The sequence below is a fragment of the Paenibacillus pectinilyticus genome (assembly GCF_001700435.1).
Taxonomy (GTDB): domain Bacteria; phylum Bacillota; class Bacilli; order Paenibacillales; family NBRC-103111; genus Paenibacillus_E; species Paenibacillus_E pectinilyticus.
Window position 1 is genome coordinate 221,721 of sequence record NZ_LYPC01000027.1, and the last position, 23,654, is coordinate 245,374.

18 protein-coding genes are annotated in these 23,654 nt (G+C 46.8%); 14 read left to right on the forward strand and 4 right to left on the reverse strand.

Annotated features, from left to right (window positions below; all coding sequences use genetic code 11):
* Positions 1-98: 98 nt before the first annotated feature.
* Positions 99-1,355 carry an MFS transporter gene (locus A8709_RS22745; protein WP_065855457.1) on the reverse strand — a complete coding sequence of 419 codons (1,257 nt, stop codon included), beginning with the start codon at positions 1,353-1,355 and terminating at the stop codon, positions 99-101.
* Between the two features lie 157 nt (positions 1,356-1,512).
* Here A8709_RS22745 and A8709_RS22750 point away from each other — a divergent pair, with 157 nt between their 5' ends.
* From A8709_RS22750 to A8709_RS22760, 3 genes are all read left to right on the forward strand, one after another.
* Positions 1,513-1,746, forward strand: coding sequence for a cold-inducible protein YdjO-related protein (locus A8709_RS22750; RefSeq protein ID WP_065855460.1), 234 nt, complete (start codon positions 1,513-1,515; stop codon positions 1,744-1,746).
* Between the two features lie 138 nt (positions 1,747-1,884).
* Complete coding sequence (locus A8709_RS22755; protein ID WP_065855462.1) at positions 1,885-2,328, forward strand: DUF2663 family protein; 444 nt, start codon at positions 1,885-1,887, stop codon at positions 2,326-2,328.
* Between the two features lie 32 nt (positions 2,329-2,360).
* Positions 2,361-2,969 carry a carbohydrate-binding family 9-like protein gene (locus A8709_RS22760; RefSeq protein ID WP_065855464.1) on the forward strand — a complete coding sequence of 203 codons (609 nt, stop codon included), beginning with the start codon at positions 2,361-2,363 and terminating at the stop codon, positions 2,967-2,969.
* 568 nt (positions 2,970-3,537) lie between these two features.
* On the opposite strand, the gene A8709_RS22765 is transcribed toward A8709_RS22760, so the two are convergent.
* Complete coding sequence (locus tag A8709_RS22765; RefSeq protein ID WP_065855466.1) at positions 3,538-4,743, reverse strand: ornithine--oxo-acid transaminase; 1,206 nt, start codon at positions 4,741-4,743, stop codon at positions 3,538-3,540.
* Positions 4,744-4,945: 202 nt separating this feature from the next.
* Between A8709_RS22765 and A8709_RS22770 the strand changes: the two genes are divergently transcribed.
* On the forward strand, positions 4,946-6,373 hold the full coding sequence (locus A8709_RS22770) for an aspartate ammonia-lyase (protein WP_065857280.1): 1,428 nt from the start codon (positions 4,946-4,948) through the stop codon (positions 6,371-6,373).
* Between the two features lie 93 nt (positions 6,374-6,466).
* On the opposite strand, the gene rocF is transcribed toward A8709_RS22770, so the two are convergent.
* The gene (gene rocF / locus A8709_RS22775) at positions 6,467-7,378 is read right to left on the reverse strand and encodes an arginase (RefSeq protein WP_425262353.1); all 912 of its coding nucleotides are present in this window, start codon (positions 7,376-7,378) and stop codon (positions 6,467-6,469) included.
* 383 nt (positions 7,379-7,761) lie between these two features.
* Here rocF and A8709_RS22780 point away from each other — a divergent pair, with 383 nt between their 5' ends.
* From A8709_RS22780 to A8709_RS22820, 9 genes are all read left to right on the forward strand, one after another.
* Complete coding sequence (locus tag A8709_RS22780) at positions 7,762-8,451, forward strand: GntR family transcriptional regulator (RefSeq protein WP_065855470.1); 690 nt, start codon at positions 7,762-7,764, stop codon at positions 8,449-8,451.
* Positions 8,452-8,561: 110 nt separating this feature from the next.
* Positions 8,562-9,305: an ABC transporter ATP-binding protein gene (locus A8709_RS22785; RefSeq protein ID WP_065855472.1), complete on the forward strand. Its 744-nt coding sequence runs from the start codon at positions 8,562-8,564 to the stop codon at positions 9,303-9,305.
* 41 nt (positions 9,306-9,346) lie between these two features.
* Complete coding sequence (locus A8709_RS22790; protein WP_065857283.1) at positions 9,347-10,186, forward strand: ABC transporter permease; 840 nt, start codon at positions 9,347-9,349, stop codon at positions 10,184-10,186.
* A gap of 46 nt (positions 10,187-10,232) precedes the next feature.
* A complete protein-coding gene (locus A8709_RS22795) occupies positions 10,233-11,363 on the forward strand; it encodes an ABC transporter substrate-binding protein (protein WP_065855474.1) in 1,131 nt (376 codons plus the stop codon).
* A 74-nt stretch (positions 11,364-11,437) separates the two neighbouring features.
* On the forward strand, positions 11,438-12,802 hold the full coding sequence (locus tag A8709_RS22800; protein WP_065855476.1) for an allantoinase: 1,365 nt from the start codon (positions 11,438-11,440) through the stop codon (positions 12,800-12,802).
* Between the two features lie 160 nt (positions 12,803-12,962).
* Complete coding sequence (locus A8709_RS22805) at positions 12,963-14,243, forward strand: FAD-binding protein (RefSeq protein WP_065855478.1); 1,281 nt, start codon at positions 12,963-12,965, stop codon at positions 14,241-14,243.
* Positions 14,244-14,271: 28 nt separating this feature from the next.
* Positions 14,272-14,748: a DinB family protein gene (locus A8709_RS22810; protein ID WP_065855480.1), complete on the forward strand. Its 477-nt coding sequence runs from the start codon at positions 14,272-14,274 to the stop codon at positions 14,746-14,748.
* Positions 14,749-15,096: 348 nt separating this feature from the next.
* Positions 15,097-21,255: an Ig-like domain-containing protein gene (locus tag A8709_RS22815; protein WP_141692628.1), complete on the forward strand. Its 6,159-nt coding sequence runs from the start codon at positions 15,097-15,099 to the stop codon at positions 21,253-21,255.
* Between the two features lie 193 nt (positions 21,256-21,448).
* Entirely contained in the window at positions 21,449-21,916 is a 468-nt protein-coding gene (locus A8709_RS22820) for a hypothetical protein (RefSeq protein ID WP_208607734.1), read from the forward strand.
* A gap of 23 nt (positions 21,917-21,939) precedes the next feature.
* Here the strand turns inward: A8709_RS22820 and A8709_RS22825 are convergent, their stop codons facing one another.
* Positions 21,940-22,833, reverse strand: coding sequence for a LysR family transcriptional regulator (locus A8709_RS22825; protein WP_065855486.1), 894 nt, complete (start codon positions 22,831-22,833; stop codon positions 21,940-21,942).
* Between the two features lie 128 nt (positions 22,834-22,961).
* Here A8709_RS22825 and A8709_RS22830 point away from each other — a divergent pair, with 128 nt between their 5' ends.
* Positions 22,962-23,633, forward strand: coding sequence for an O-methyltransferase (locus A8709_RS22830; RefSeq protein ID WP_065855488.1), 672 nt, complete (start codon positions 22,962-22,964; stop codon positions 23,631-23,633).
* Positions 23,634-23,654: the final 21 nt, after the last annotated feature.

Here is a 23,654-nt window from a genome sequence, read left to right on the forward strand (position 1 = left end):
TCTCAACCGACAGAAGTTCTTATGAATGCGCTCTCATTCTATTGTAGGTCCTTTCCTTCGCCTACGTCAACGATGGAAAGAACCTATTTTTTGTGAGATTATTCAAGCGTTTTAAAACGTTGCTTGCCAAAAAAGAAATAAAATAAGAAGGAAATAACCGAATACACAACTGCTGTTATACAAAAAGCGTAAGCATATCCGAAATAACTGCCGTATCGGAAAACAAGGCCTGTACTGATCGGAGAAGCGATAAACCAACCGAGGTTGAATACAGCTTCACCTGAGCTTGAGGCAAGCCCGCGAAGCGAGCGATGGACATAACTCATTTTGATCGAGTTGTAGAAAGGATTAGCGGCATTCATGAGTGCCTGACGGAATAAATAACCGCCGGACGATAAATAAAAGTTAGCCGAAAATGCCGTTATAAGCAGGAAGGGAATGGAGCTAAGCTGCAAATACACAACGGACTTTACTTCGCCAAAACGTTTGGCAATCATCGGTCCGATCAGAAAAGCTACCCCGGTGGCAGCTTGTCCTAGTGCGACGACAATTCCGATCGCGGATTTCGACGCTTCAAAGCGGTCCTCGAAATAGACGTTGAGGTACGGAACAATCATCCCGCCGCCGAGCGCGGAAAGCAAGCCGAGCAAACAGAAAATGCTGATGACTTGAATCGACGTTTTATGCTCACGCCATGTGAGCTTCCAGTTCAAGGAGTCACGGCGTGGCGCGGCTTCTTGATCACTCTTTTCGAATAAAGACATCGGGATGACACCCAGTGCTGCAATCGCTACACCAATCAGCAAGGTGTACCGCAAGCTATGAATCTCATCAACACCGAGCATGAATTGGATGAAATCGCAGAGCATACCGCCAAGGGCAATTCCGATAACATTCGCCAGCATCACGAGCGCCATATTCAGGCTGAACAGATGAACACGTTGCTGCGGAGTTGAGTTATTTGCCATAAAGGGGAGGATCGTCGCCGAAACGACGGCTAAAGCCATCCCGCCTAGGAAGGCTGCAATGAGCATGCCATGCTCCACTTCAATGAGAGAACGTGCGGTTAATGCGGCAATGGTAAAAATAAGGCCAAAAGAAATGACGCGCTTCGGACCGAAGCGATCGTTCATAATACCGGCTGGGATCAGAATGATCGCCGCGGCGAGGGACGTCATGCCCACCATGCTGCCGACAGTCGTTTGATTATAGCCCAAGCTTCGAACATAGAGATTGTATACCAGACCAAACATGCTAATTCCCAGGTTCCATACAAAATTAAACCAGAAGAATAGCTTAATATTGCGGCTGTAGCCCTCAAATTGTAGCTTCCATTCACGTAGTAAAGTGGTCATGCGATATTCCTGCCTTTGTATTTTGTGTCTAAATTGCAATCGCTTCGTCTATTCTACCATTGGTAAATACATTTGAATACGGGAAAGACTTGATATTCGATTCGATCTGTATAATAATAAGTAGTCTAATATAAGAAGCAGGGAGTTCATAATTGAAATGTCTACAACAACGAGTATTGTAACGGAAGAACAGAAGCCAGAAGTTGAACAGATTGAGATTTGGAAATGTAAAGGAACTGAGTGTAAAGCTTGGGTTCGCAAAGAATTCGTAACGGAAGCTTTACCGACATGCCCGCTTTGTAAAACGCAAATGGTTCGCAGCTACAAGCACGTTCCAGTAGCGGCTAAAAAAGGAAATAAAAAGTTTTTAGTAGGTAAAAAACGTTTCTAATCGAAATTATTGTTATTTCTAATAGGATGGTAGACCAGGTGCATCTTCGGCGAAGCGTGAAGAGTGATGTGCTTGGTCTTTTTTTTATGGAAAGAATGGGCGTAGACAAGCATAGCATGGTAAAGAGGGGGAGATGCTGTGTTTGGACCTAATATCAATGTAAGTGAAGATACAGAAGTGATGTTGAGAGAGTTGCAGGATAGGAAGAAAAAATGGGACAAACTCAAGATGAGGCAGCCCTATTTATCTATTGTGACCGCGGCTATTTTGCTAGGCGTCATTTATATGCTGTATCGTGATGTGCTTGTACGATCTGGAGGGAATGCTCTCGTTATCTTGGATTTATTGATATCCAATAAGCTCCTATGCGGGATGTTACTCGCGGGGATTTCGCTCTTCATGTACACGTCCAATCGGGCGGGTGAAACAGAGAAGGCGAAGGGCAAATATGAGGATTTACGCATTGAAGCGGTAGAACGTTTGGAAGCATCGTGGTTGAAAGATGTGAAATCAGAAGCACGTGATCAAATTTCAAGTTTCCTTTCTAACCTGGATGATATTAATATAAGATATAAGAATTAATGAACCAAACACGTGGGGGAGCTTGAGATCGAATGAAGTATGTGTGTAGGTACATAGATAAAGGCAATCAAGTGAATTGGGCTGAAGCGCAAGTAGAGGGAATGTTAGACGTAGTTACAGGTGAACAGCCACGACTGGCAACACGGTTTAGAGCTTACTGGACGGAAGACAGTCTGCACATTCGCTACGAATGCGAAGATGACCATGTGGTGTCCACAATGACCCAGCGCGATGAGCCACTATATAACGAGGACGTTGTCGAGGTATTCATCGATACCCAAGGTGGAGGTACTACCTATTATGAGTTTGAGGTGAGTCCGCGAGGTGTTTTGTTCGATGCGAAGATCAACAACAAGCTGGATGGGAATAAAGATGTCGATACATCTTGGATCGCAAATGGTTTTCAAGCTGTGGTCACAGATGGGACAGATGAAGGATCGCGCGTGTATGAGGTGCGGATTCCATTTGCTGATCTCGATAATGCTGAAGTTCCTACGCATGGTACGGTGTGGCATTGGAATGTGTACCGGATCGATGATGACCGCGATGGGGTCCGCCACTACTGGGCGTGGTCGCCGACAGGTGCTGTAAATTTTCATATACCTCAGCATTTTGGGGAGCTTGTGTTTGTAAGGGAATAGTGAAGACGAGTGTGTTTCATTTTAATTTAGAGCAGCAAACTTCTTTTGACCAAGAAGCACCCGCAGTGGTCTTATCGTACGAATAATCTTGAGATCAGAAGCAATAGGCACGTTAGGATTGCTTATCATGCAAGTATGCGCTCAAACTGGCACCTCATGCGACTCATACGCACACGCCGTGGGCTTATCGCACGTATTATCATGATTTCTGATCAATAAGCACACGAGGATTCCCTATTCGGCAAGTGCTCACTCAGACAAGGCTGTCTCTAAAGGTCTAAACAGACCTAAGAGATGGCTTTGTTTTTTTAATAGCCAGGAACAAAGGAGCTAATCGATTTGGCCTCTACTAGTGTCCAATGAAAAATCCGATCCGACTCAATCCGAGCACAAAACTGCAAATATACATCTTTATTCCGGTAAAAGGTTCGTTTCATGAAGAATGCCTGCGAACCCTCCTTTTTTAGCGGAATGTTAGGTAAAGGATAAATATGGTGGGAAAAGATGCAGATTTGCATCTTTTCGCTTAGCGTCGTCACTTCAGAGGGCGAAATCTGCTTATTTGTCGTTATGTCGTCGTTTCATTCAACACATCGAATAAATGCTGCCAAGCCCAATCTAACTCTTCTTTCGTTATAGTCAGAGGTGGCGCAAGACGAATAATATGCTCATGGGTCTCCTTGCAGAGCAAGCCTTTTTCCTTCAACGCCTCACAGAAAGGGCGCGCAGCAACGGTAAGCTCAATACCGATAAACAGTCCGCGGCCGCGAATCTCTCTGATCCGCGGCGACTGTATTTCCTGAAGCTTCTTCAGGAAATAAGCCCCAAGCTCATCCGAGCGCTCTGCGAGCTTCTCAGACTCGAGCACCTCAAGAGCGGCGATCCCGACGGCGCAGCCGAGCGGATTTCCGCCGAACGTCGAGCCGTGAGAGCCCGGCTCGAACACCTCAAGAACCTCCCGATCGCCGGCTACGGCCGAGATCGGGAACACACCGCCGCCGAGGGCTTTGCCGAGCACGTACAGGTTCGGCGTGACGCCTTCCCAGTCGCTGGCAAAGCGGCGGCCCGTGCGGCCGAATCCCGTCTGGATTTCGTCCGCCACGAACAACACCTGATTCGCTTGGCAAAGCTCATAGCACGCCCGCAGATAGCCATCCTGCGGGATCACGATCCCGGCTTCGCCCTGTATCGGCTCCACGAGGAAAGCGGCTGTGTTCGGCCCGATGGCCCCGCGAAGCGCCTCCACATCCCCGTAGGGGATGATGCGGAAGCCCGGCGTAAAAGGCCCGAAGCCGCGTTGATACTCCGGCGACGAGGAGAAAGACGTGATGGTCACGGTGCGACCATGGAAATTTCCTTCGCAGACGATGATTTCTGCCTGGTCTGCGGGAACGCCTTTCACGTCATAAGCCCAGCGCCGTACTGCTTTAATGGCTGTTTCCACCGCTTCGGCCCCTGTATTCATCGGGAGAATCATCGGCTTCCCTGTATAGCTCGCTAACTTTTCATAGAATAAGCCAAGCAGTTCACTGTGAAAAGCTCTCGACGTTAACGTGACTTTTGCTGATTGGTCTAGTAATGCTTGAATAATATGCGGATGGCGATGCCCTTGATTGAGTGCGGAATAAGCACTTAACATGTCGATATACCGATTGCCTTCTGGATCTTCAACCCATACGCCTTCTGCTTTCGAAATAACGAGCGGTAAGGGGTTGTAATTACGAGCGCCATATTTCTCAGTTTGTTCGATAACGTAGGAGCTTTTGGTTGGCATAGGCGATTCCTCCCAGAAAATTAGACCTTTGAAATGAGGATGTAATCCATTGTATTCTTAGATTAGCGAAGGATGACAGGCTTCGCATATAATAGGAGTCAAGCGGCGCATAATTTAATTGACCACTGTACGAATAGTGCCGGACTTTCAGCGGAAAATAACCATGCCTCGTGTGAGTAAGAATTCGGATGAAAAAGGATCGGTGAACAGAATGACGTATCGCATTGAGAAAGATTTTATCGGTGAAAAGCAAGTACCTGCTCAAGCTTATTATGGCATTCAAACGATGCGAGCCATCGAAAATTTCCCTATTACAGGCGTTAAAATCCATGCCGAATTGATTACAGCTTTGGCTGAAGTTAAGCGTGCTGCCGCACTTGCGAATATGGATACGCATATGTTGCCCAAGAAGATAGGAGAATCATTAGTCAAAGCTGCTGAAGAAGTGCGTGAAGGCCAGCTTATCGAAGAGTTCATTGTAGATTCGATACAAGGCGGCGCAGGGACCTCTATAAATATGAATATGAATGAAGTGTTGGCTAATCGCACGTTAGAGCTGCTCGGGGAGGAAAAAGGTAATTATTTTCATTGCAACCCGAATAATCACGTCAATATGTCGCAGTCTACGAATGATGTCATCCCCACCGCGATCAAAATTGCTGCCTATCGGCTGTCGGAGCAATTATTAGAGGCACTGATTTCCTTGCAAACCGCATTTGCCCGGAAAGAAATTGAGTTTGATGATGTGATCAAAATGGGCCGAACCCATCTTCAAGATGCCGTCCCTATCCGAATGGGACAGGAGTTCGGTGCCTATGCACGGGTACTGCAGCGTGATGTTAATCGTATTAAGCAGGCATCGAAGGGCCTTCTAATCGTAAACATGGGCGCGACTGCTGTAGGCACGGGGCTCAATGCGAAGCCCGAATATGTGGAGCGCGTGATGTTCCATTTGAAAGGCGAAGTCGCTATTCCGATCGAATTAGCCGAGCACCTCGTGGATGGCACTCAGAATATGGACGCTTACACGGAGCTTTCCGCTTCACTGAAAGTATGTGCCGTGAATTTATCGAAAATCTGTAATGACATCCGCATGATGGCTTCTGGCCCCCGTGCTGGCTTAGGCGAGCTGAAGCTGCCACCTAGACAGCCAGGGTCGTCGATTATGCCGGGGAAAGTAAATCCGGTTATGCCTGAAGTGGTGAATCAGGTGGCGTTTCAAGTGATCGGGAATGATCATACGATCTGCCTTGCCTGTGAAGCGGGTCAGTTCGAGCTTAACGTTATGGGGCCCGTTCTAGCCTTCAACCTCTTGCAGTCTCTGAAAATATTGCGTAATGCAGCCAGCGTATTCGAGCGTTTCGCCATAGAAGGCTTGGAAGCGGACCGTGAGCGCTGTAAAAATTACGTTGAGATGAGCTTCGGCATCGTCACAGCGCTGAATCCGCATCTTGGCTATGAAGTAGCCGCGCAATTAGTGAAGGAAGCTGTGCGCACAGGATTAACGTTGAAAGAATTGATTCTGGAACGAGGTCTGCTCACGTCCGACGAGATTGAAGAAATCTTGGATCCGATCCAAATGACCACACCAGGCATTGCAGGTGACCGACTGCTGCGGCCAATGGATTAAGTGAAAAACATAAAAGGTGTCCCAGCCATGTAATGGCGAGGGGCACCCTTTTTTCAGTCCTGCCGGTAGAAGACACATCCCCTAACCGCGTGATTATAAGATTTGCTCACCGAAGAAAGAGCTGATCAGACTGACGGCCAGCTGTGAAGTCTTATTGCTGTCATCCAGAAGGGGATTCACTTCGACGAACTCGGCAGAGGTGACGATGCCAGCTTCGTGCAGCATTTCCACAGCGAGATGAGCTTCGCGGAACTGAAGTCCACCTTTAACAGTGGTGCCTGTTCCCGGTGCTTCAATGGGATCCACGGAGTCCACATCATAGCTTAAATGCACACCATCGGTCCGTATTTGTATATAATCGATGGCTTCTTGCATCACTTGAGCCATACCCTTGCGATCAATATCGTACATGGTAAAACATTTGATCCCGAGTGAACGGATCAGCTTCTTCTCACCCTCATCTAATGATCTTGCGCCAATGAGCACAATATTCTCCGGCTTCACCTTCGGTTTATTCCCCATGATAGCCGTGAGCATCGGGTGCCCAATCCCGAGGCTGACCGCAAGCGACATCCCATGAATGTTTCCTGAAGGGCTTGTATCGGCTGAATTTAAGTCAGAATGAGCATCAATCCAGATGACCCCTAAATGATGATAATGACTGGATAATCCGGCTAATGTGCCGATTGCAATGCTATGATCGCCACCTAGAATGAGTGGGAAATAATCTTGACTCACGACTTGTGCGACTTGCTCGGCAAGTCGGGTGTTGATTTCAATGACTTCAGCAAAGTAATTCAGATTCGTTGCATCCACTTGCGCATCTAAGGGAGCCGCCGTATCGTCTGCGAGACGAATATCAGCAACATGATCGACCGTGTAATCCATTTGTCCTAATGCTTGAAGTAATCCTGCATCCAAAATGGCCTTAGGTCCATGGCTTGCGCCACGACGACCTGCCCCAAGATCAAAAGGGACGCTAATTGCAGCTATTTTCGGTTTGATACTCATCGGATCAGCTCCTTTTAGTTGGATGATTTAACCACTTATTTGCAGGTTGCGCTCCTTTGACTAACATTCCCAATAACGATATAACCATCCTTCTTTACTATATGAGGCTATGATTTCTTTGTTCGTTGATGCATGCCATTTTGCTATGGTGTAAAAAAAGTTTAAGTGAAAATTATGTCATATAATCTAACATTAAATATATGAATTTACTCAAATTCCTCAAATGTTTTATTAGAAAGCACAAATAAAAGCCTAATTCTTGTCTGTTATCCTAAAATACAACCAAAATGATGTTATGTATATTGACGCTATGCCCATTTTTCATTACGATCATGGTAAATCTTACCTCACACCATGGTGATTGGAGAACGGTGCCTATGCTACAAGCGAATGAACTTGAGATGTACACCGCGATTAAAGACGCGATCATTGAGCAAAAACTTCGCCCGAACATGCAGCTCGTGGAGGAAGTGCTGGCTGAGTCCTTCGGAGTCAGTCGAACCCCGGTGCGTAATGTGCTGCGCCGATTGGCGAGCGAGAAATTAGTTACGGTCATTCCCTATAAAGGAACGTTCGTTGCCTGTCCATCCGCTCATGAAGCGAAGGAAGTGTTTGAAATGCGCCGAGTGATTGAAGCGGCCGCGATTCGTAAGGCAAGCAGCAAGCTGACAGAGGAACAATTTAGCCAGCTGGCAATAATGCTCGACGATGAACATGAAGCACATCATCAAGGGGATTTGTTGGGGGCGTTGCGGATAACAGGCGACTTTCATTTGCGGATTGCTGAGATCGCCGGCAATTATTACTATTATCGCTACCTAGAAGAATTGGTGTCGCTCACGTATGTGATTATCGCCTTTTACGGGATGAAGAAGAATCGATATTGTCATGATCATGAACAAATTTTAACAGCTCTTCGTGACGGGAATGTCGATGATGCTGAAAACTTTATGGTCGAACATCTGAGAGAAATCGAAGCTTCTTTGGATTTTGAAGAACATGAGGCGAAGACACAATCACTTACGGATATTTTTAAATCGCGCAGCCATGCTCCTCTCAGAAGGTAGCTTTTTTTATACGGAAGATTGTATACAACCTTGTGTGTGATTCACGCTTACATTGCATACAACGGGTATTGATTGATGGAAACGTTGAGTAGAAGAAGGGGGAAGAGGGCATGCAGCTAACAGTAAAAGGGGTAGGGAAAAGCTACGGAGATCGTACGGTGCTGAAATCGGTGGATTTGACTGTGTTTTCACATGAGTTTATTTGCATCCTAGGGCATAGCGGTTGTGGGAAATCAACGTTATTGAACATGGTTGCTGGCTACTTGCTTCCCGATGAGGGAGAAATCACGGTAGATGGGGAGCCCGTTAAGGGACCATCGAAATCGCGGGGGATGGTTTTTCAAGATCATGCACTATTTCCATGGTACACCGTGCTGGAGAACATCTCCTTTGGACCGGATGTACAGGGTTTGCCGAAAGCGCGAGCCAAAGAAATTGGCAGGGAGTTTCTACAGCTTGTTGGGTTAGACAATTATGCAAATCATTACCCAGCTGAATTATCCGGCGGTATGAAACAGCGGGTCGGCATCGCGCGGGCGTTAGCCAGTTCACCTGAAATCCTCTTGATGGATGAACCTTTTGGGGCGCTAGATATTCTAACCCGAGATATGATGCGAAGGGAGCTTAGGCGCATCTGTGCGAAGCTGAAGCCGACGATCCTTTTTGTCACCCATAGTATTAGTGAAGCTGTGTATTTGGCCGATCGGGTTGTAGTGATGAAGGATGGCGAGATAGCGGAGACGTTCTCGATCAAGATTGAGCATCCGCGAACGTTTGAATCCCCAGGGTTCAGTGAAGCGATGCATAACATCGAGCGAATTCTCATGGAAGATGACATCGAGGAGGCGATCTGATGAGTGAACCATCGGTAACTGTGGTTAGTGATAGCGAGTTAATGTTAGCAGGGGCGAAAGGTGTTAAACCTCGACTGAAACGCGTTGCAGGCAAGGAAAGCTGGTTCGTGAGATGGAATCTCATGCCGTTCATCACATTCTTCGTGGTATGGGAAGCTTTTTCTCAGTTAAATGAGAAGGTTGCTTGGTTTAATCCCCTCTTTTTACCGCCGCCATCTGTGATTGTTTCAGACGCTTGGGATCTGGCCAAGACAGGTATTATCGTGGAAAGCTTAGTTTCCAGCTCAATCCGGATCGCTCTTGGTTTCATCATTGGGTGTCTCATTGCGGTGGTGTTCGGCATTCTGATGAGTAAATTTCGAACCTTTGAGCGATGGATGTCACCGATACTCAATCTGGTTAGTCCGATTCCGGCTTTAGCGCTGCTCCCACTGTTTATCATCTGGTTCGGGATTGGCGAATTCCCGAAGGTGCTGCTGATCGCATGGACCACTTTCGTTCCTGTTTTGGTGTATACCGTTGACGGCTTCAAATCGGTCCCTTCAACACTCATTCGTTCCGCGCTGAGTCTTGGCGCTTCGGAAAGGCAGATTTTTACCCGCGTGATGATCCCTTCGGCGATTCCGAATTTCATTGTTGGCGCGCGAGTCAGCCTGGGGTTGTCGTTCTCTGCGCTAATTGTTTCCGAGATGATGGGAGCGAGGTCAGGGCTTGGCTATATCATCGTGGATGCACGGAACTATTTTAAAATTTCCAACATGTTTGTGGCCATTATTTTAATTGGCTTATCATACAGCTTGTTCTCATTTTTAGTGAAATTGGTGGAGAGGAGGGTCCTCGCTTGGCGTAAAGGCGGGATTAGAGATGCAGTTGAGAAGTAGCAGTTTTTAAATTCAAACAAATAGAGAGATTAGTGGAGGGAAACACATGAAAAACAAACGGATATGGGCTCAATCATTCTTGGTTTTGATCGCAGCAGCTATGGTCGTGACAGCATGTAGTTCCAAAGAAGCATCGACGAGCACGACGACACCAGCAGCATCTGTGGCTGCAACGGCAACCACGGCACCTGTCGCAGCAGCGACCACAGCAGCAACACCAGCGGCTGCAGTTCCTGAAACGAAGGACGTGACCTTAGTCGGTGTACGCGATGCACAAATCTCCTCGCAGCAAATCATTGCAGATAAGCTCGGCTACTTCAAAGAAGCAGGACTCAACGTGACCTCTCAGCTCATCGAAAGTGGACCCGATATTGGACCGATGGTTGCCGGCGGCAGCGCACCCCTGTCCATTCAAACGAACTTCATGGATATTATTCTAAAATCCTCCAATGTACCGGTTAAAATTGTAGCCCCTCTTGCTCAAATTGCTGGAACGCAAGCTGTTGTTGGTTCTAAAAATTTGGTGCTGAAGTCGGCCAAAGACCTCGAAGGTAAAACCATCGGGATCCCGAACGGCGCTGACGTGAAAATTGCCATTGATAATATGGGGAAAGAGCTTGGCGTAGATGTGACCAAAATTAAATACGTGAACATCGCACCAAGTGATGCGGTCGTAGCTCTGCAAAAAGGCGATATTGATGCCCTAGCATGCTGGGAGCCCTTCATCACCAAAGCGATTCAAGGCGGCGGGAAGTTCTTATTCAGTGGAACGAAGAGTGATTTGCCAGATAAAAAAGGCGATGTGAACTGGATGAGTGTTCATACGACGATGCAGGTTTCTGATGAGTATATTAAGAAAAACCCGAATACGATTAAAGCGATTCTGGCTGGACTTGAAAAAGCAACGAATTACATTAATAGTAACCGTGATGACGCGATTAAAATCCTAGCTCCTGAGCTTCATCTAAGTGTAGAAGAATTAACGCAAATTATGAGCCGAAATGTGTATTCAATGGAAGTGAATGATACGTACGTAAATGGTAGTAATGGCGCTGCGGTTGGTGAATATTTGAAAGCTGTAGGTAATATTAAAACCATTCCAACGGCAATTTCCTACCATGATTTAAGCCTATTGAAAGCTGTAGATCCTGCGCTGATCAAAGTGGAATTGAAATAACGTTATTCGCAGGGCCGAGGCATACGTGTTTCGGCCCTGCTGCTGTTCAAACATGGTTAGCCGAGGTGAAGAGAATGAGCGAACGACTCGATTTGATTATACGAAACGGTTCCGTTGTCGGTCTGGATGAGGTCCGTTTTTTGGATATAGGGATTAAGTATGGTCGGATTACCCATGTGCAGGAAGGTCTCCTGTTAGAAGCGGAGCAGGAGATCGATGCATCTGGAAACATCATTATGGCGGGAATGATCGATGTACATGTTCACTTAAATGAGCCTGGACTTGGAGATTGGGAAGGCTTCGCCTCTGGGTCGGCTGCTTTAGCTGCGGGAGGGTGCACGACTTACTTCGATATGCCGCTGAATGGCGTTCCACCGACGGTGACGGTGGCGGCTTTGAAGATGAAGCTGGCCGCTGCGAGCGGATACTCGCATGTGGATTATGCGCTGTGGGGCGGGCTTGTCCCAGGGCATTTAGATGATTTGGAAGCGCTGAACGAAGCGGGCGTTATCGGTTTTAAGGCATTCATGTCCGCACCGGGGGATCCGGGTGAGGAGGCGTTCCGTGAGGTCGATGACCTCACCTTGTGGGAAGGGATGAAGCGAATTGCACGCATGAATCGCGTGCTGGCCCTTCACGCGGAGAGTGAAGCGATCGTTTCACGGTTAACGCGGGAGAAGCAAGCGGCCGGAGAAGTGGCGGCAGCGGATTACAGCGCATCCCGCCCCATCATCGCCGAGCTAGAGGCGGTGAATCGCGCGCTATTTTATGCGGAGCAGACAGGGTGTGCGCTTCATTTCGTGCATATAAGCTCTGAGGCGGCGGTACAGCAAATTGTGGAGGCCAAACGACGCGGCATGGATGTAACGCTAGAAACGTGTCCGCATTATTTAGCGCTGACCGACGAGGATTTGGAGCGGATGGGTCCCACGGCCAAATGTGCACCACCACTTCGAAGTGAAGCTGAGCGGGAGAAATTATGGGAGGCCTTGCGTCTGGGCTGGATTGATATGATTTCTTCGGATCATTCGCCGTGTCCTGGGGAATTGAAGGAATCACTGGATTATTTCGAAGCCTGGGGCGGGATCTCAGGTGCTCAGAGCTCGCTGGAAGTGTTGCTGGATGAAGGTTATGTAAAGCGTGGCATCCCGCTTCCTCATTTAAGTCGATTACTTTCTTATGCGCCAGCTCAAAGATTCGGGCTCCTCCCCCGCAAAGGGGAGATTCGAATAGGTGCAGATGCCGATCTCGTCATGGTATCTCTCACGAAGGGGTATGAACTGAAGGCTGCTGATTTATGGTATAAGCATAAGCATAGTCCCTATGTGGGTAGAAAGCTTGGCTGTAAAGTACTTGCAACTTGGAGCCAGGGGCGACTCGTATATGAAGAAATCGCAGGTGTTCTGGCAGAAACGGCCGGTGAATGGGTAAAAGGTTAGTGGATGGGAATGTGAAGGCTGTCCCTCGAGTCGGTCAATGACTTGAAGGATGGCCTTTTGTGCGCTTTCGGTTAACATGCTATGGGATGTTGGTGATATAATTACAGGGGATAACTATCGATCTTACCTCAAGAATAGACTAGCATAGGAGTGTGAAGATGTGAAAAACCTTCGAAACTGGGCTGGCAACTACACGTTTAGTGCCTCGGAACTTCATGTTCCTGCAAGTGTGGAAGAAATTCAAGAAATCGTAGCCCACAGCCGTCAAATCAAGGTGCTTGGCACGCGTCACTCTTTTAATGGCATTGCTGATTCCACGGAGAAACTGATTTCGCTGGAGAAACTGAATCAAGTCATCGCCATTGACCCTGTGAACCATAGAGACACCGTGGAAGCAGGCATCCGGTATGGTGAGCTTTGCCAATATCTGAATGGCTACGGATATGCGATTCATAATTTGGCATCACTGCCACACATTACGATTGCAGGTGCTATTGCAACAGCAACACATGGTTCGGGTGATGCGAATGGCAATTTGGCTACGATCGTTCACTCGTTAGAAATGGTCAAAGCGGATGGCGATGTGGTCGTGCTCTCTCGTGATGATCAGGGGGGAGATTTCGCCGGCGCCGTTGTTGGACTTGGTGGTTTAGGCATCGTGACAAAACTCACCTTAGATCTCGTTCCAGCCTTTCAAATGACGCAGCATGTATATGATAATCTGCCACTCGCGCAATTGGAAACGCATTTTGATGATATTTTCTCCAGCGCCTATAGTGTGAGCCTATTCGCGGATTGGACGAACGCGTCCTTCAATCAAGTCTGGGTTAAACGGAAACTAACAGATACCACTGTAGACACAACTGCCTTACAGGCGGAGCCTGAATTTTATGGGGCAGTGTTAGCGGATGTGCCTCGACACCCGGTACCAGGCTATACAGGGGAGAATTGCAGCCAACAATTGGGCGTTCCCGGTCCGTGGCACGAACGATTAGCGCATTTTCGCATGGATTTCACTCCGAGTGCTGGCGAGGAGCTGCAGAGTGAGTATTTCGTATCACGTGCGGATGCTTATGAGGCGCTGTGTGCGCTTGACCGAATACGTGAACATATTTCGCCGCTTCTCTTTGTTTCCGAGGTACGTACGATTGCCGAGGATGATTTGTGGATGAGCCCTTGTTATGGGCAAAAGTCCGTAGCGTTCCATTTTACGTGGAAACCGGATTGGGAGGCCGTTCGGCATGTATTGCCGCTCATCGAAAAGCAACTCGAACCCTTCCATGCTCGCCCCCATTGGGGGAAGCTGTTTACCATGCCGCCTGCACGGTTAGCGGAGCTTTATCAGAAGCTGCCTGATTTCCAACAACTTCTTCATCACTATGATCCCCAAGGAAAGTTCCGCAATGCCTTTTTACATACGTATATCATGGGGGACTGTTAGATCCATTTAGCTAAGAAAGAGGGATAACATGGGACACATCGTATTCAAGCAACTTGAAGCTATTCGTCATTTGACCATCGGAGCGGTTGAGGGATTATCTGAACAATCGCTAGATCGTGTGCCGGAGGGCTTCAATAACAATGTGAGATGGAATTTGGGCCATATCTATGTGGTTCAAGAAAAGTTTGCTTTTCATTTCAGTGGTGAGAAGATGGAGCTGCCTGAGAACTTTGATCGGCTATTTGCCAAAGGGACCAAACCGTCAGACTGGAAGGAGTCGCTTCCCACCCTTGAGGTCTTACTTAAGATGCTTGCCGAGCAGCCTAAACGAATTCAAGCAACATTCCTTGATCGCTTTGATGAGCAGGTGACAGCTCCTTTTACGACAGGCAGCGGCGTACGGCTAAGTACAATCGGAGAGTTTCTGACGTTTACACTGTATCACGAAGGTATGCATTTCCAGGCGATTTCCCTGCTTAAAAGATTTGGGGATCCGCGTGTATAGATAAATGGTTGTTCCTAGCTAATTCGTAGAAGAATCTTCAAAACCACTCTAGGGGTGGATTTGGAGGTTCTTTTTTCTTTTCACCATTATTCAGAAAATTTAGTGAAAAAGTTAAAAAAGTATTCAAAGAGGTCAATTTGTTTTCTTATCGGGCCGCTTTTTTGTAGCTATGATGAGGAAAGAAAGGTGTAACGGATAGGATGCCGTTAGACATAAGTGAAAGAAAGGAGTAATTAGTGATTCGATTGAAAGCGCTTAACTTATTTGGGAGGATTAGGGAGTAAGGGGTTTAATGTAAGAATGCTTCAGGAGTTAAGTCACATTTTCAGTAATGGGGAGGCGGCATTTTTGATCAAAAGAGGGTTATCTATCGTTCTTATTTTTACTATTTTATGTAGTTTATTTACGTTCGGAGCGGGTGTTTCCTTTGCTTCTGGACCTACTCAACCAGTAGTTACAACGACGACGAACTCGGTGAGTTTAACTTGGACAGCTGTACAAGGTGCAGATAGTTATAACGTATACCGTTCGCTGAGCAGTAATGGAACGCTTACCAAAGTTAATTCCACAAGTATTCTAGCAGTAAGCTATACGGATACAGGTTTAACTGCGAATACGAGATATTACTACAAAGTGGCATCAGTGAGTGGTGGGGTTGAATCGGGTCTATCGACGGAAGTCTCTGGATTAACCGAGCCTGATTTCGGGCCTAATGTGTTTGTATTCGATCCTTCAACGCCTGCGGCAGATATTCAATCGAAAAGTACGGATTTATTTACGCAACAAGAGTCCAACCAATTCGGTACGCAAAGATATGCGATGCTCTTCAAGCCAGGCGCCTATACCGCTAATATTAAGGTCGGTTTCTACACACAAGTGTCTGGCTTAGGACAAGTCCCTGATGATGTCACCATTAATGGCGGTGTGACAGTGGATGCCAATTGGATGACTAACCACAACGCAACTCAAAATTTTTGGCGTTCCGTCGAAAACTTAGCTGTAGCCCCGACGAGCGGAGATATGAAATTCGCTGTCTCTCAGGCAGCGCCGATCCGACGCTTGCACGTGAAAGGTAATTTAACCTTGCATGACCAAGGCGGTTGGGCAAGTGGTGGCTTTCTAGCAGATACATTGGTTGATGGCACGGTGAACTCTGGATCGCAGCAGCAATGGTTCACGCGCAATAGCCAGTGGGGAACTTGGAATGGATCCTTGTGGAATACAACGATTGTCGGTTCCGTCAACGCACCAGCGGAAGATTGGCCGACGAAGGCATTCACTGTTGTTGACAAAGCTCCCGTTATTAGAGAAAAGCCATTCTTAACATTCGATTCCGTGGCAAATCAGTATAAAGTGTTCGTACCTGACACGACTACGAATAAAAGTGGAACGAGCTGGTCGACTGGTTCTACGCCAGGAACTTCGATTCCCATCGAGAACTTCTTAATTGCAGATACAACAACACCCGTTGCCACGATTAATGCGGCACTTGATCAAGGTAAAAACTTACTGTTTACACCAGGTGTCTATCATTTCACGGATACGGTGAAGATTACAAAACCGAATACGGTCGTGCTCGGCCTTGGACTTGCTACTTTGCATTCCGATAACGGAATTATGGCTCTCTCTGTTGCGGATGTAGATGGTGTGAAAATTGCAGGACTACTTTTTGAAGCGGGATCTGTGAATTCCCCTGTCTTATTGCAGGTTGGACCAAAAGGCAGTTCAAACGATCATTCTGCGAATCCGACTTCGTTGCATGATCTCTACTTCCGAGTTGGCGGAGATGCTCTTGCCAAAGCTGACGTCTGTATCGAAATTAACAGCAACAATGTGATTGGTGATCATTTCTGGGTATGGCGTGCCGACCACGGGACGGGCGCTGGTTGGAACTCAAACACAACAATTAATGGGATGATTGTGAATGGGAACGACGTCACCATGTACGGGCTATTCGTGGAACATTTTCACGAGTACCAGACATTATGGAATGGTGAGCGCGGTCGGACCTACTTTTATCAAACTGAAATTCCGTACGATGTACCCAATCAAGAAAGTTGGATGAGCAATAGCGGCACTGTGAATGGGTATGCTTCTTATAAAGTGGCGGATACCGTGGCTTCACATGAAGCCTATGGCTTGGGTATTTACTCGAATTTCACGGGCGGAATCGTAAGTATGGAGAGCGGTATTGAAATTCCTGATGCGCCAGGCGTGAAAATTCATAATGCTACAACGGTCTCCTTGAATAAGGTTGGTGAAATTTCGCATGTTGCAAATGCGATGGGGAGTGCAGTGAATACAGGGACTATGCGGACGACTATCGGCAATTATGTGCCTAGAACAGCTGCCAGTCTAACTGATGTCAGTGCTGCGACCATTGCGGGTAAGGCGCCTGTTTTGCCTGCTGTTGTCACTCAAGTGTTTACGGATGCTACTACGAAAAAGGTTGCTGTAGCGTGGGATACGATGGATCCTTCAAAATATGCGACAGTAGGAAGTTTCGTAGTAAATGGAACCGTATTCGGCACTTCAGTTAAAGCCGTTGCTAATGTTACGGTTGCTGCTGCGCCTAATGTTCCGGTGACGAAAATTCAAATATCGGGTGCAAATAACGTTCAAACGATTACCGTTAACAGCACACTGCAAATGACTTCCGTCGTAACGCCTGTGAACGCTGACAACGGATCCATTACTTGGTCTGTTGTAGGCACGAACGGCACGGCAACGAATCTGGCAACAATGAGTAGTACAGGACTGTTAACTGCTGTTAAGGAGGGGACTGTAAAAGTCATTGCGACTGCCAATGATGGCACGGGAGTTACAGCAAGTCAGTTCATCACAATCAGTTCGATCAAAGTCGGGAGCATCACGGTATCCGGACTGAATAGTGTAACGGCAGTAACGTATAAAGGGGCTTCCTTGCAAATGGTTGCTGATGTACAACCTTTGAATGCAACGGATCGTACATTTACATGGTCGGTTGCTAATGGAACTGGCACAGCGACTATAGACGCTTCTGGCGTGTTGAAAGCATTGAGTGACGGTAGTGTCACAGTGAAGGCGACTGCTAAGGATGGTTCTGGTATAACAGGTGTTCAAACAATCACCATTAGTGGACAATTGATGGTTGTAGGAAATGGATGGTCATGGGTACGGGAATCCCGAGATAACTGGGCGATTGATGGAATGAATCCCAATGTCATGAAATTAACAACCATAGAAGGAAGCTGGGGAGGAACCAAACCTAGTAACCTACTCCTTAGAGATCTTGGAACAACGGGCGACTTCTCGATTACTACAAAGTTAAATTTTGATGCTTCGAACAATTTTGAATGGGCAGGCTTAGTGGTTTATCAAGATGATGGAAATTTAATCTCATTGGGTCGTCAAGCAAATGGTAACCCAGCTGTCAAACAAATCAGATTTTCACAAGTGAAAGCTGGTTCGCAAACGGATAAAAGTTACACGGATCCAGTTGCTTCTGGGGATGTTTATTTGAAAATTGATAAAAGTGTAAACACGTATAAGGGTTATTACAGTTCAGATGGTATTACTTGGACACAAGTGACAGATACATTTACATTTACTTTGACGACGCCCAAGATAGGGATATTCGACAGAAAATTAGGTGGAAATGCAGCCAAAACAGCTGGGTTCTCAGATTTTAAATTGGGTGGCACGGTTATACCGTACTGGATTTCAGTAAATTCGGTAAGTGTTTCAGGAAATGCAGGAGCGACAGGAATATCTTCCGTTAACGGAACTTTACAAATGTTAGCTCAGGTGCTGCCTGCGAATGCAACTTCGAATTCTGTTTTGTGGACCGTTTATAATGCGGATGGCAGTCCAACTGATAAGGCCGCAATTAGCTCTAGTGGTTTGTTGACAGCCGCTAAGAACGGACAAGTGAAAGTGGTAGCGATGGCTTATGATGGCTCGGGTATAAGCGGGAGTGCGTTGTTTGACATAACCGGTCAACCTGTTGCAGTTGCTTCCCTTAACGTAACAGGTGCAAACGGTACTTCAGCCATCACTACAAAAGGAAACACACTTCAAATGGCAGCAGCGGTATTACCTGCGAATGCAACTAACCAAACGGTCACATGGTCCGTCTACAACCTTGATGGGACAACGACCGACAAGGCAACGATTAGCGCCAGCGGATTGCTCACTTCCATCAAAAACGGACAAGTGAAAGTCGTGGCTAGTGCAAATGACGGATCAGGCGTATCCGGCACCGCCATTATCACAATTTCTGGTCAAGTGCTTACACCGCCAACGATAAGTTCAGTATCCTCGGGAGATGCACAGGCGACGCTTGTGTGGGGGCCAATGGATGAGTCGCTCTCCTACTCGGTTTATCAGAGAACGGCAGAGGGAACTTTCGGAGATGCCGTAGCGACAGTCGGAGGCGACGTGTACAGCTATACTGCGACAGACCTTGTGAATGGCACGACTTATTATTTTGTAATCAAAGCTACGTATCCAGGTGGTATAAGCGAAGCGTCCAATCAAATGATGGCAACGCCACAAATGCCAGCTCCAGGTGCACCTGTACTACAGGCTGCTGCAACGGATGATGGTCATGTCCAACTAACGTGGAATTCAGTTGAAGGATCAACTGGCTACCAATTATTCATGGGCACAGCATCAGGGGCATACGATTTATCTCCTGTCACCGTAGATAGTTCCGTATATAACTATGATGTGACCGGATTGGCGAATGGTACAACCTATTACTTCGTGCTTAAGGCTCTTAATCCAGGAGGAATTAGTGGAGCTTCCAATGAAGTTAGCGGGACACCACAAGTGCCGGCTCCAGGTGCACCTGTACTACAGGCTGCTGCAACGGGTGATGGTCATGTCCAACTGACGTGGAATTCGGTTGATGGATCAACTGGCTACCAATTATTCATGGGCACAGCATCAGAGACATACAACTTACCTCCTGTCACCGTAGATAGTTCGGTGTATAACTATGATGTGACCGGATTGGCGAATGGTACAACCTATTACTTCGTGGTTAAGGCTCTCAATCCAGGAGGAATAAGTGGAGCTTCCAATGAAGTTAGCGGGACACCACTAGCACCAGTAGTTATCATTGCCGTCACCGGTATCACGCTAGATCAGTCTAGCCTTAATCTGATCGTTGGAAATTCCGGTCAATTAACCGCTACGGTTCTCCCAGCAGATGCGGCGAATCAAATGGTAACTTGGAATTCGAGCAATGCGAATATTGCAAGAGTGGATGCTGATGGTAAGGTTACGGGAGTCTCATTCGGTAGGGCTGAGATAACAGCAACAACAGTAGACGGTGGATTTACAGCGACAACAACTGTCAATGTGGCGACACAGAACGGTGATCTACCTGTAGTCCCGGCAGCGCCGAATCACGTGATTACCATTACTCCAAGTGAATTAACCAATAGTCAAAACGGTATAACTACCGTAGAGGTCCCAGCTCAGACTTCGGAGATTAGACTTCCAGCGAATATGAAAGAGCTGATTAAACAGAATAAGCTAGAGATCAAGTCCGACGCGTTAACCCTATCGTTCCCGACCGAGGTGCTTAACCAATTAACTGATAAGTTCACGGCGGATGAATTAAAGTCAGGGACAATTTCACTCAAGTTGGACTTGATTGCCAACACTGATGCGAAATCACTTATCAACAACAGTCATCTTTCTTCAGTTACAGAAAATAAACTGATCGGCGATGTGTATGAATTCCATTTGGTCATGCAAACTTCGGACGGGAAAACGATTGAGATTTCGAAGTTCGATAAGCCGATTACAATCGAGCTAAAAGTTCCGACTTCTATTAATCCGAAGCTAGCGGGAATTTTCTACATTGCCAATGACGGAACACTGACGTATATCGGCGGCAAATTAAATGACGATGTGATCTCAGCGGAGCTTAACCATTTCAGTAAGTATGCTGTGCTTGAAGTTACAAAATCGTTCGCAGATGTGCCATCCAGCCATTGGGCTTCCGATGTGATCAAGGAGCTTGCGGCGAAGCAAATCGTGGAAGGAACGAGTGTGACAAGCTTCGAACCTGAGCGCAACGTATCACGTGCTGAATTCACAGCGCTGCTTGTGAGAGCATTGAAGCTCACGGATAAAGCTGAAACGGCATTTACCGATGTGAAATCGAGCGATTGGTACGCGGATGCTGTATCCGCTGCCGTTAAGGCAGGTATTGTGCAAGGAAAGCTTGCGACATTATTTGATCCGAACGCGCCAATCACGCGCGAGGAAATGGTAACCCTATTACTCAGAGCGTACGAGTTCAAGTATGGTAAAGCGGCTAATCAAGCAAGTCGCACGTTCGCAGATGAGGATCAAGTATCCGCTTGGGCGAAGGACTATGTGCAAGCGGCAGCAGCACTGCATTTCATTGAAGGGCGTGCAGCGGACAAATTTGAACCGAAAGGCATATCTACACGTGCTGAAGCGGCTCAAATTCTATACAATCTATTAGTGGCTACTAAAGCGCTATAGATCTATTGTTTCGGCACAAAAAGGGGCCATTCCATTCGTAAAGAAATTCACGAATGGAATGGCCCTTTTTGTATTCACTTTTAAAAAAAGGAAAATAAATACAGGATCATACGGAATAAACGAAACATTTCTAAAGAAATGCTCGTTTAATGATGTGGGAGGCGTGATCGGATTGAAAATACAAATCATACTCATGCTATGTCTTATTATCTTGTTATTTACCGGGTGTAGCCTTGAAGCCAAGCGATCCAATCTAACCAAAGAACTGGGAGAAACTCCGCCTCAGCCGGTCATTACTTTTGAAAATAAAGCGATTAGTGTCTATCAAAGTTCGTATTGCTGGAACAACGCATCCAAAGGAACAGGGACTTGTGCAGATTATGCTGCTCCTAGTGAACAACTCAAAGATAAAGACAAGGATCGGGTTAAAGCGGGTGGTCGCCTCACCTATAAATTTCATGTGAAAAATCCTACGGAAATCACTCTCACGCAATCTCATAACGGTACATTCACAGAAGTGCCTCTCGTTGGTGAATCTTTTGAAGTTCCAACAGAGAAAGGAATTTATTATTACTCCTTGTCTGCTGTCTGGTTGAAAGATACGAAGAGCAGAGTTTCGGAAGGATCCTCTTCGTACACATTTGTTATTGAGGTAATCTGAAAAGTTAGTTCAACCCTAGCCTCCTAACTAACCGGGTTCTGCCGTATCATCGCAATAAAGTTCGTCGTAGAAGCGGATAAGGGTTCATTTTTCCGGGTGCAAATTGCAATCGTATTGGTCAAATGAATGCCATCCACATACACGCGGCACAGCTCTCCCCGTTCAACATATTCCCGAACGACTAACGAGGAAACGAAGTTGGCACCATATCCGGCAATAACGGCCATGATCGCTTCATACAGTCCATTAAATTGCAAAGAAATAGAGGGCGTTGAAGTGCTGTAGGTGCGGCACAAGGATAATAATCTCTCACGCGTCGAGCTGCCTTCTTCCCGCATAACAAAAGGTTCTTTTACCATTTCCTCTAACGAAACGTGTTGATTCGCGAAGCGATGGCCAGGCGCAACGACAAACCAGAGCTCGTCCTGGAACAACTCCTCCGTCTGAATCGTATCCGGATAATTCTCGGGAATCCCGCCATAAATGGCGATATCGACGTCAACGTTCAAAAGCTGCTTCAGTGCATCCGAGGAATTCGTGGTAGTAATCATCATGTCTACCTGCTCGAATTGCTGTTTGAATTTGGCCAGCCACGTAGGGAGTAGGAAATGTGAAGGTAAATACGTCGCAGCTAATCGGATGCTCCCATGGGTCCCAGTTCGGTAGTGATGTGCATACTGTTCAATTTGTTGTTCAACTGCGAAAAGCCTCTTGGCCAGTAATGCGATCTCTGCTCCTGCCTCTGTCAGTGTGATCCCTCTCCCTTGCGGTTTAAGTAGAGGAATGGATAGTTCTTTCTCAAACTTCTTAATCTGCGCCGTTATGGCAGGTTGGCTTATCGTGAGCAGCTCCGAGGCGCGAGTTACGCTCCCGGTAGTCGCAATGACATGAAATAAGCGTAACGCATGTAGATTCATTCTAGGTCCTCCAGCATCTAATTCATACATTATTTATATGATTAATCAAGAAAGATATATTATACGTATGAGTATATCTCCTTTACACTAGAAATAGAAGTTAAACACAAAGAGGAGATGTGATCACGATGAGTCAAACGAAAACATGGGAACAGGTTGATCAATATATTACGGAACGTCTTATTCCGCGAGACACGGTATTAGAAGACGTTTTGGCAGCGAATCAAAAGGCTGACTTACCCGCTTATGATGTATCACCTGCACAGGGGAAGTTCTTGAACCTGCTTGTCCAGTTGCAAGGGGCCAAACGAATTCTGGAAATTGGCACACTGGGAGGATACAGCACCATTTGGTTAGCGAGAGCACTACCGTCTGATGGTCACATCGTCACGTTGGAGCTTGATCCACACCATGCGCAAGTGGCACAGGCTAATCTTGCCCTTGCTCAGGTGGAGGATAAGGTCGAAATCCGTGTAGGAGATGCTTTGGAACAATTGGCGAAGCTGCGTGATGAGGGGGCAGATCCCTTTGATTTCATCTTTATTGATGCCGACAAACCGAATAACCCTAATTATTTGAAATGGGCACTTCAGTTTTCACGCCCAGGAACGGTGATTATTGGTGATAATGTGATTCGCGACGGTGAAGTCATTCACGCCAAAAGTACCGATCCGCGCGTACAAGGGGTAAGGAAGTTTTATGATCTGATCGGCAATGAGCCTAGAATTACGGCTACCGCTATTCAGACCGTCGGAAGTAAAGGCTATGATGGATTCGTAATGGGAATTGTGACGGGTTGATGGGGTGAAATTAAGATTCTT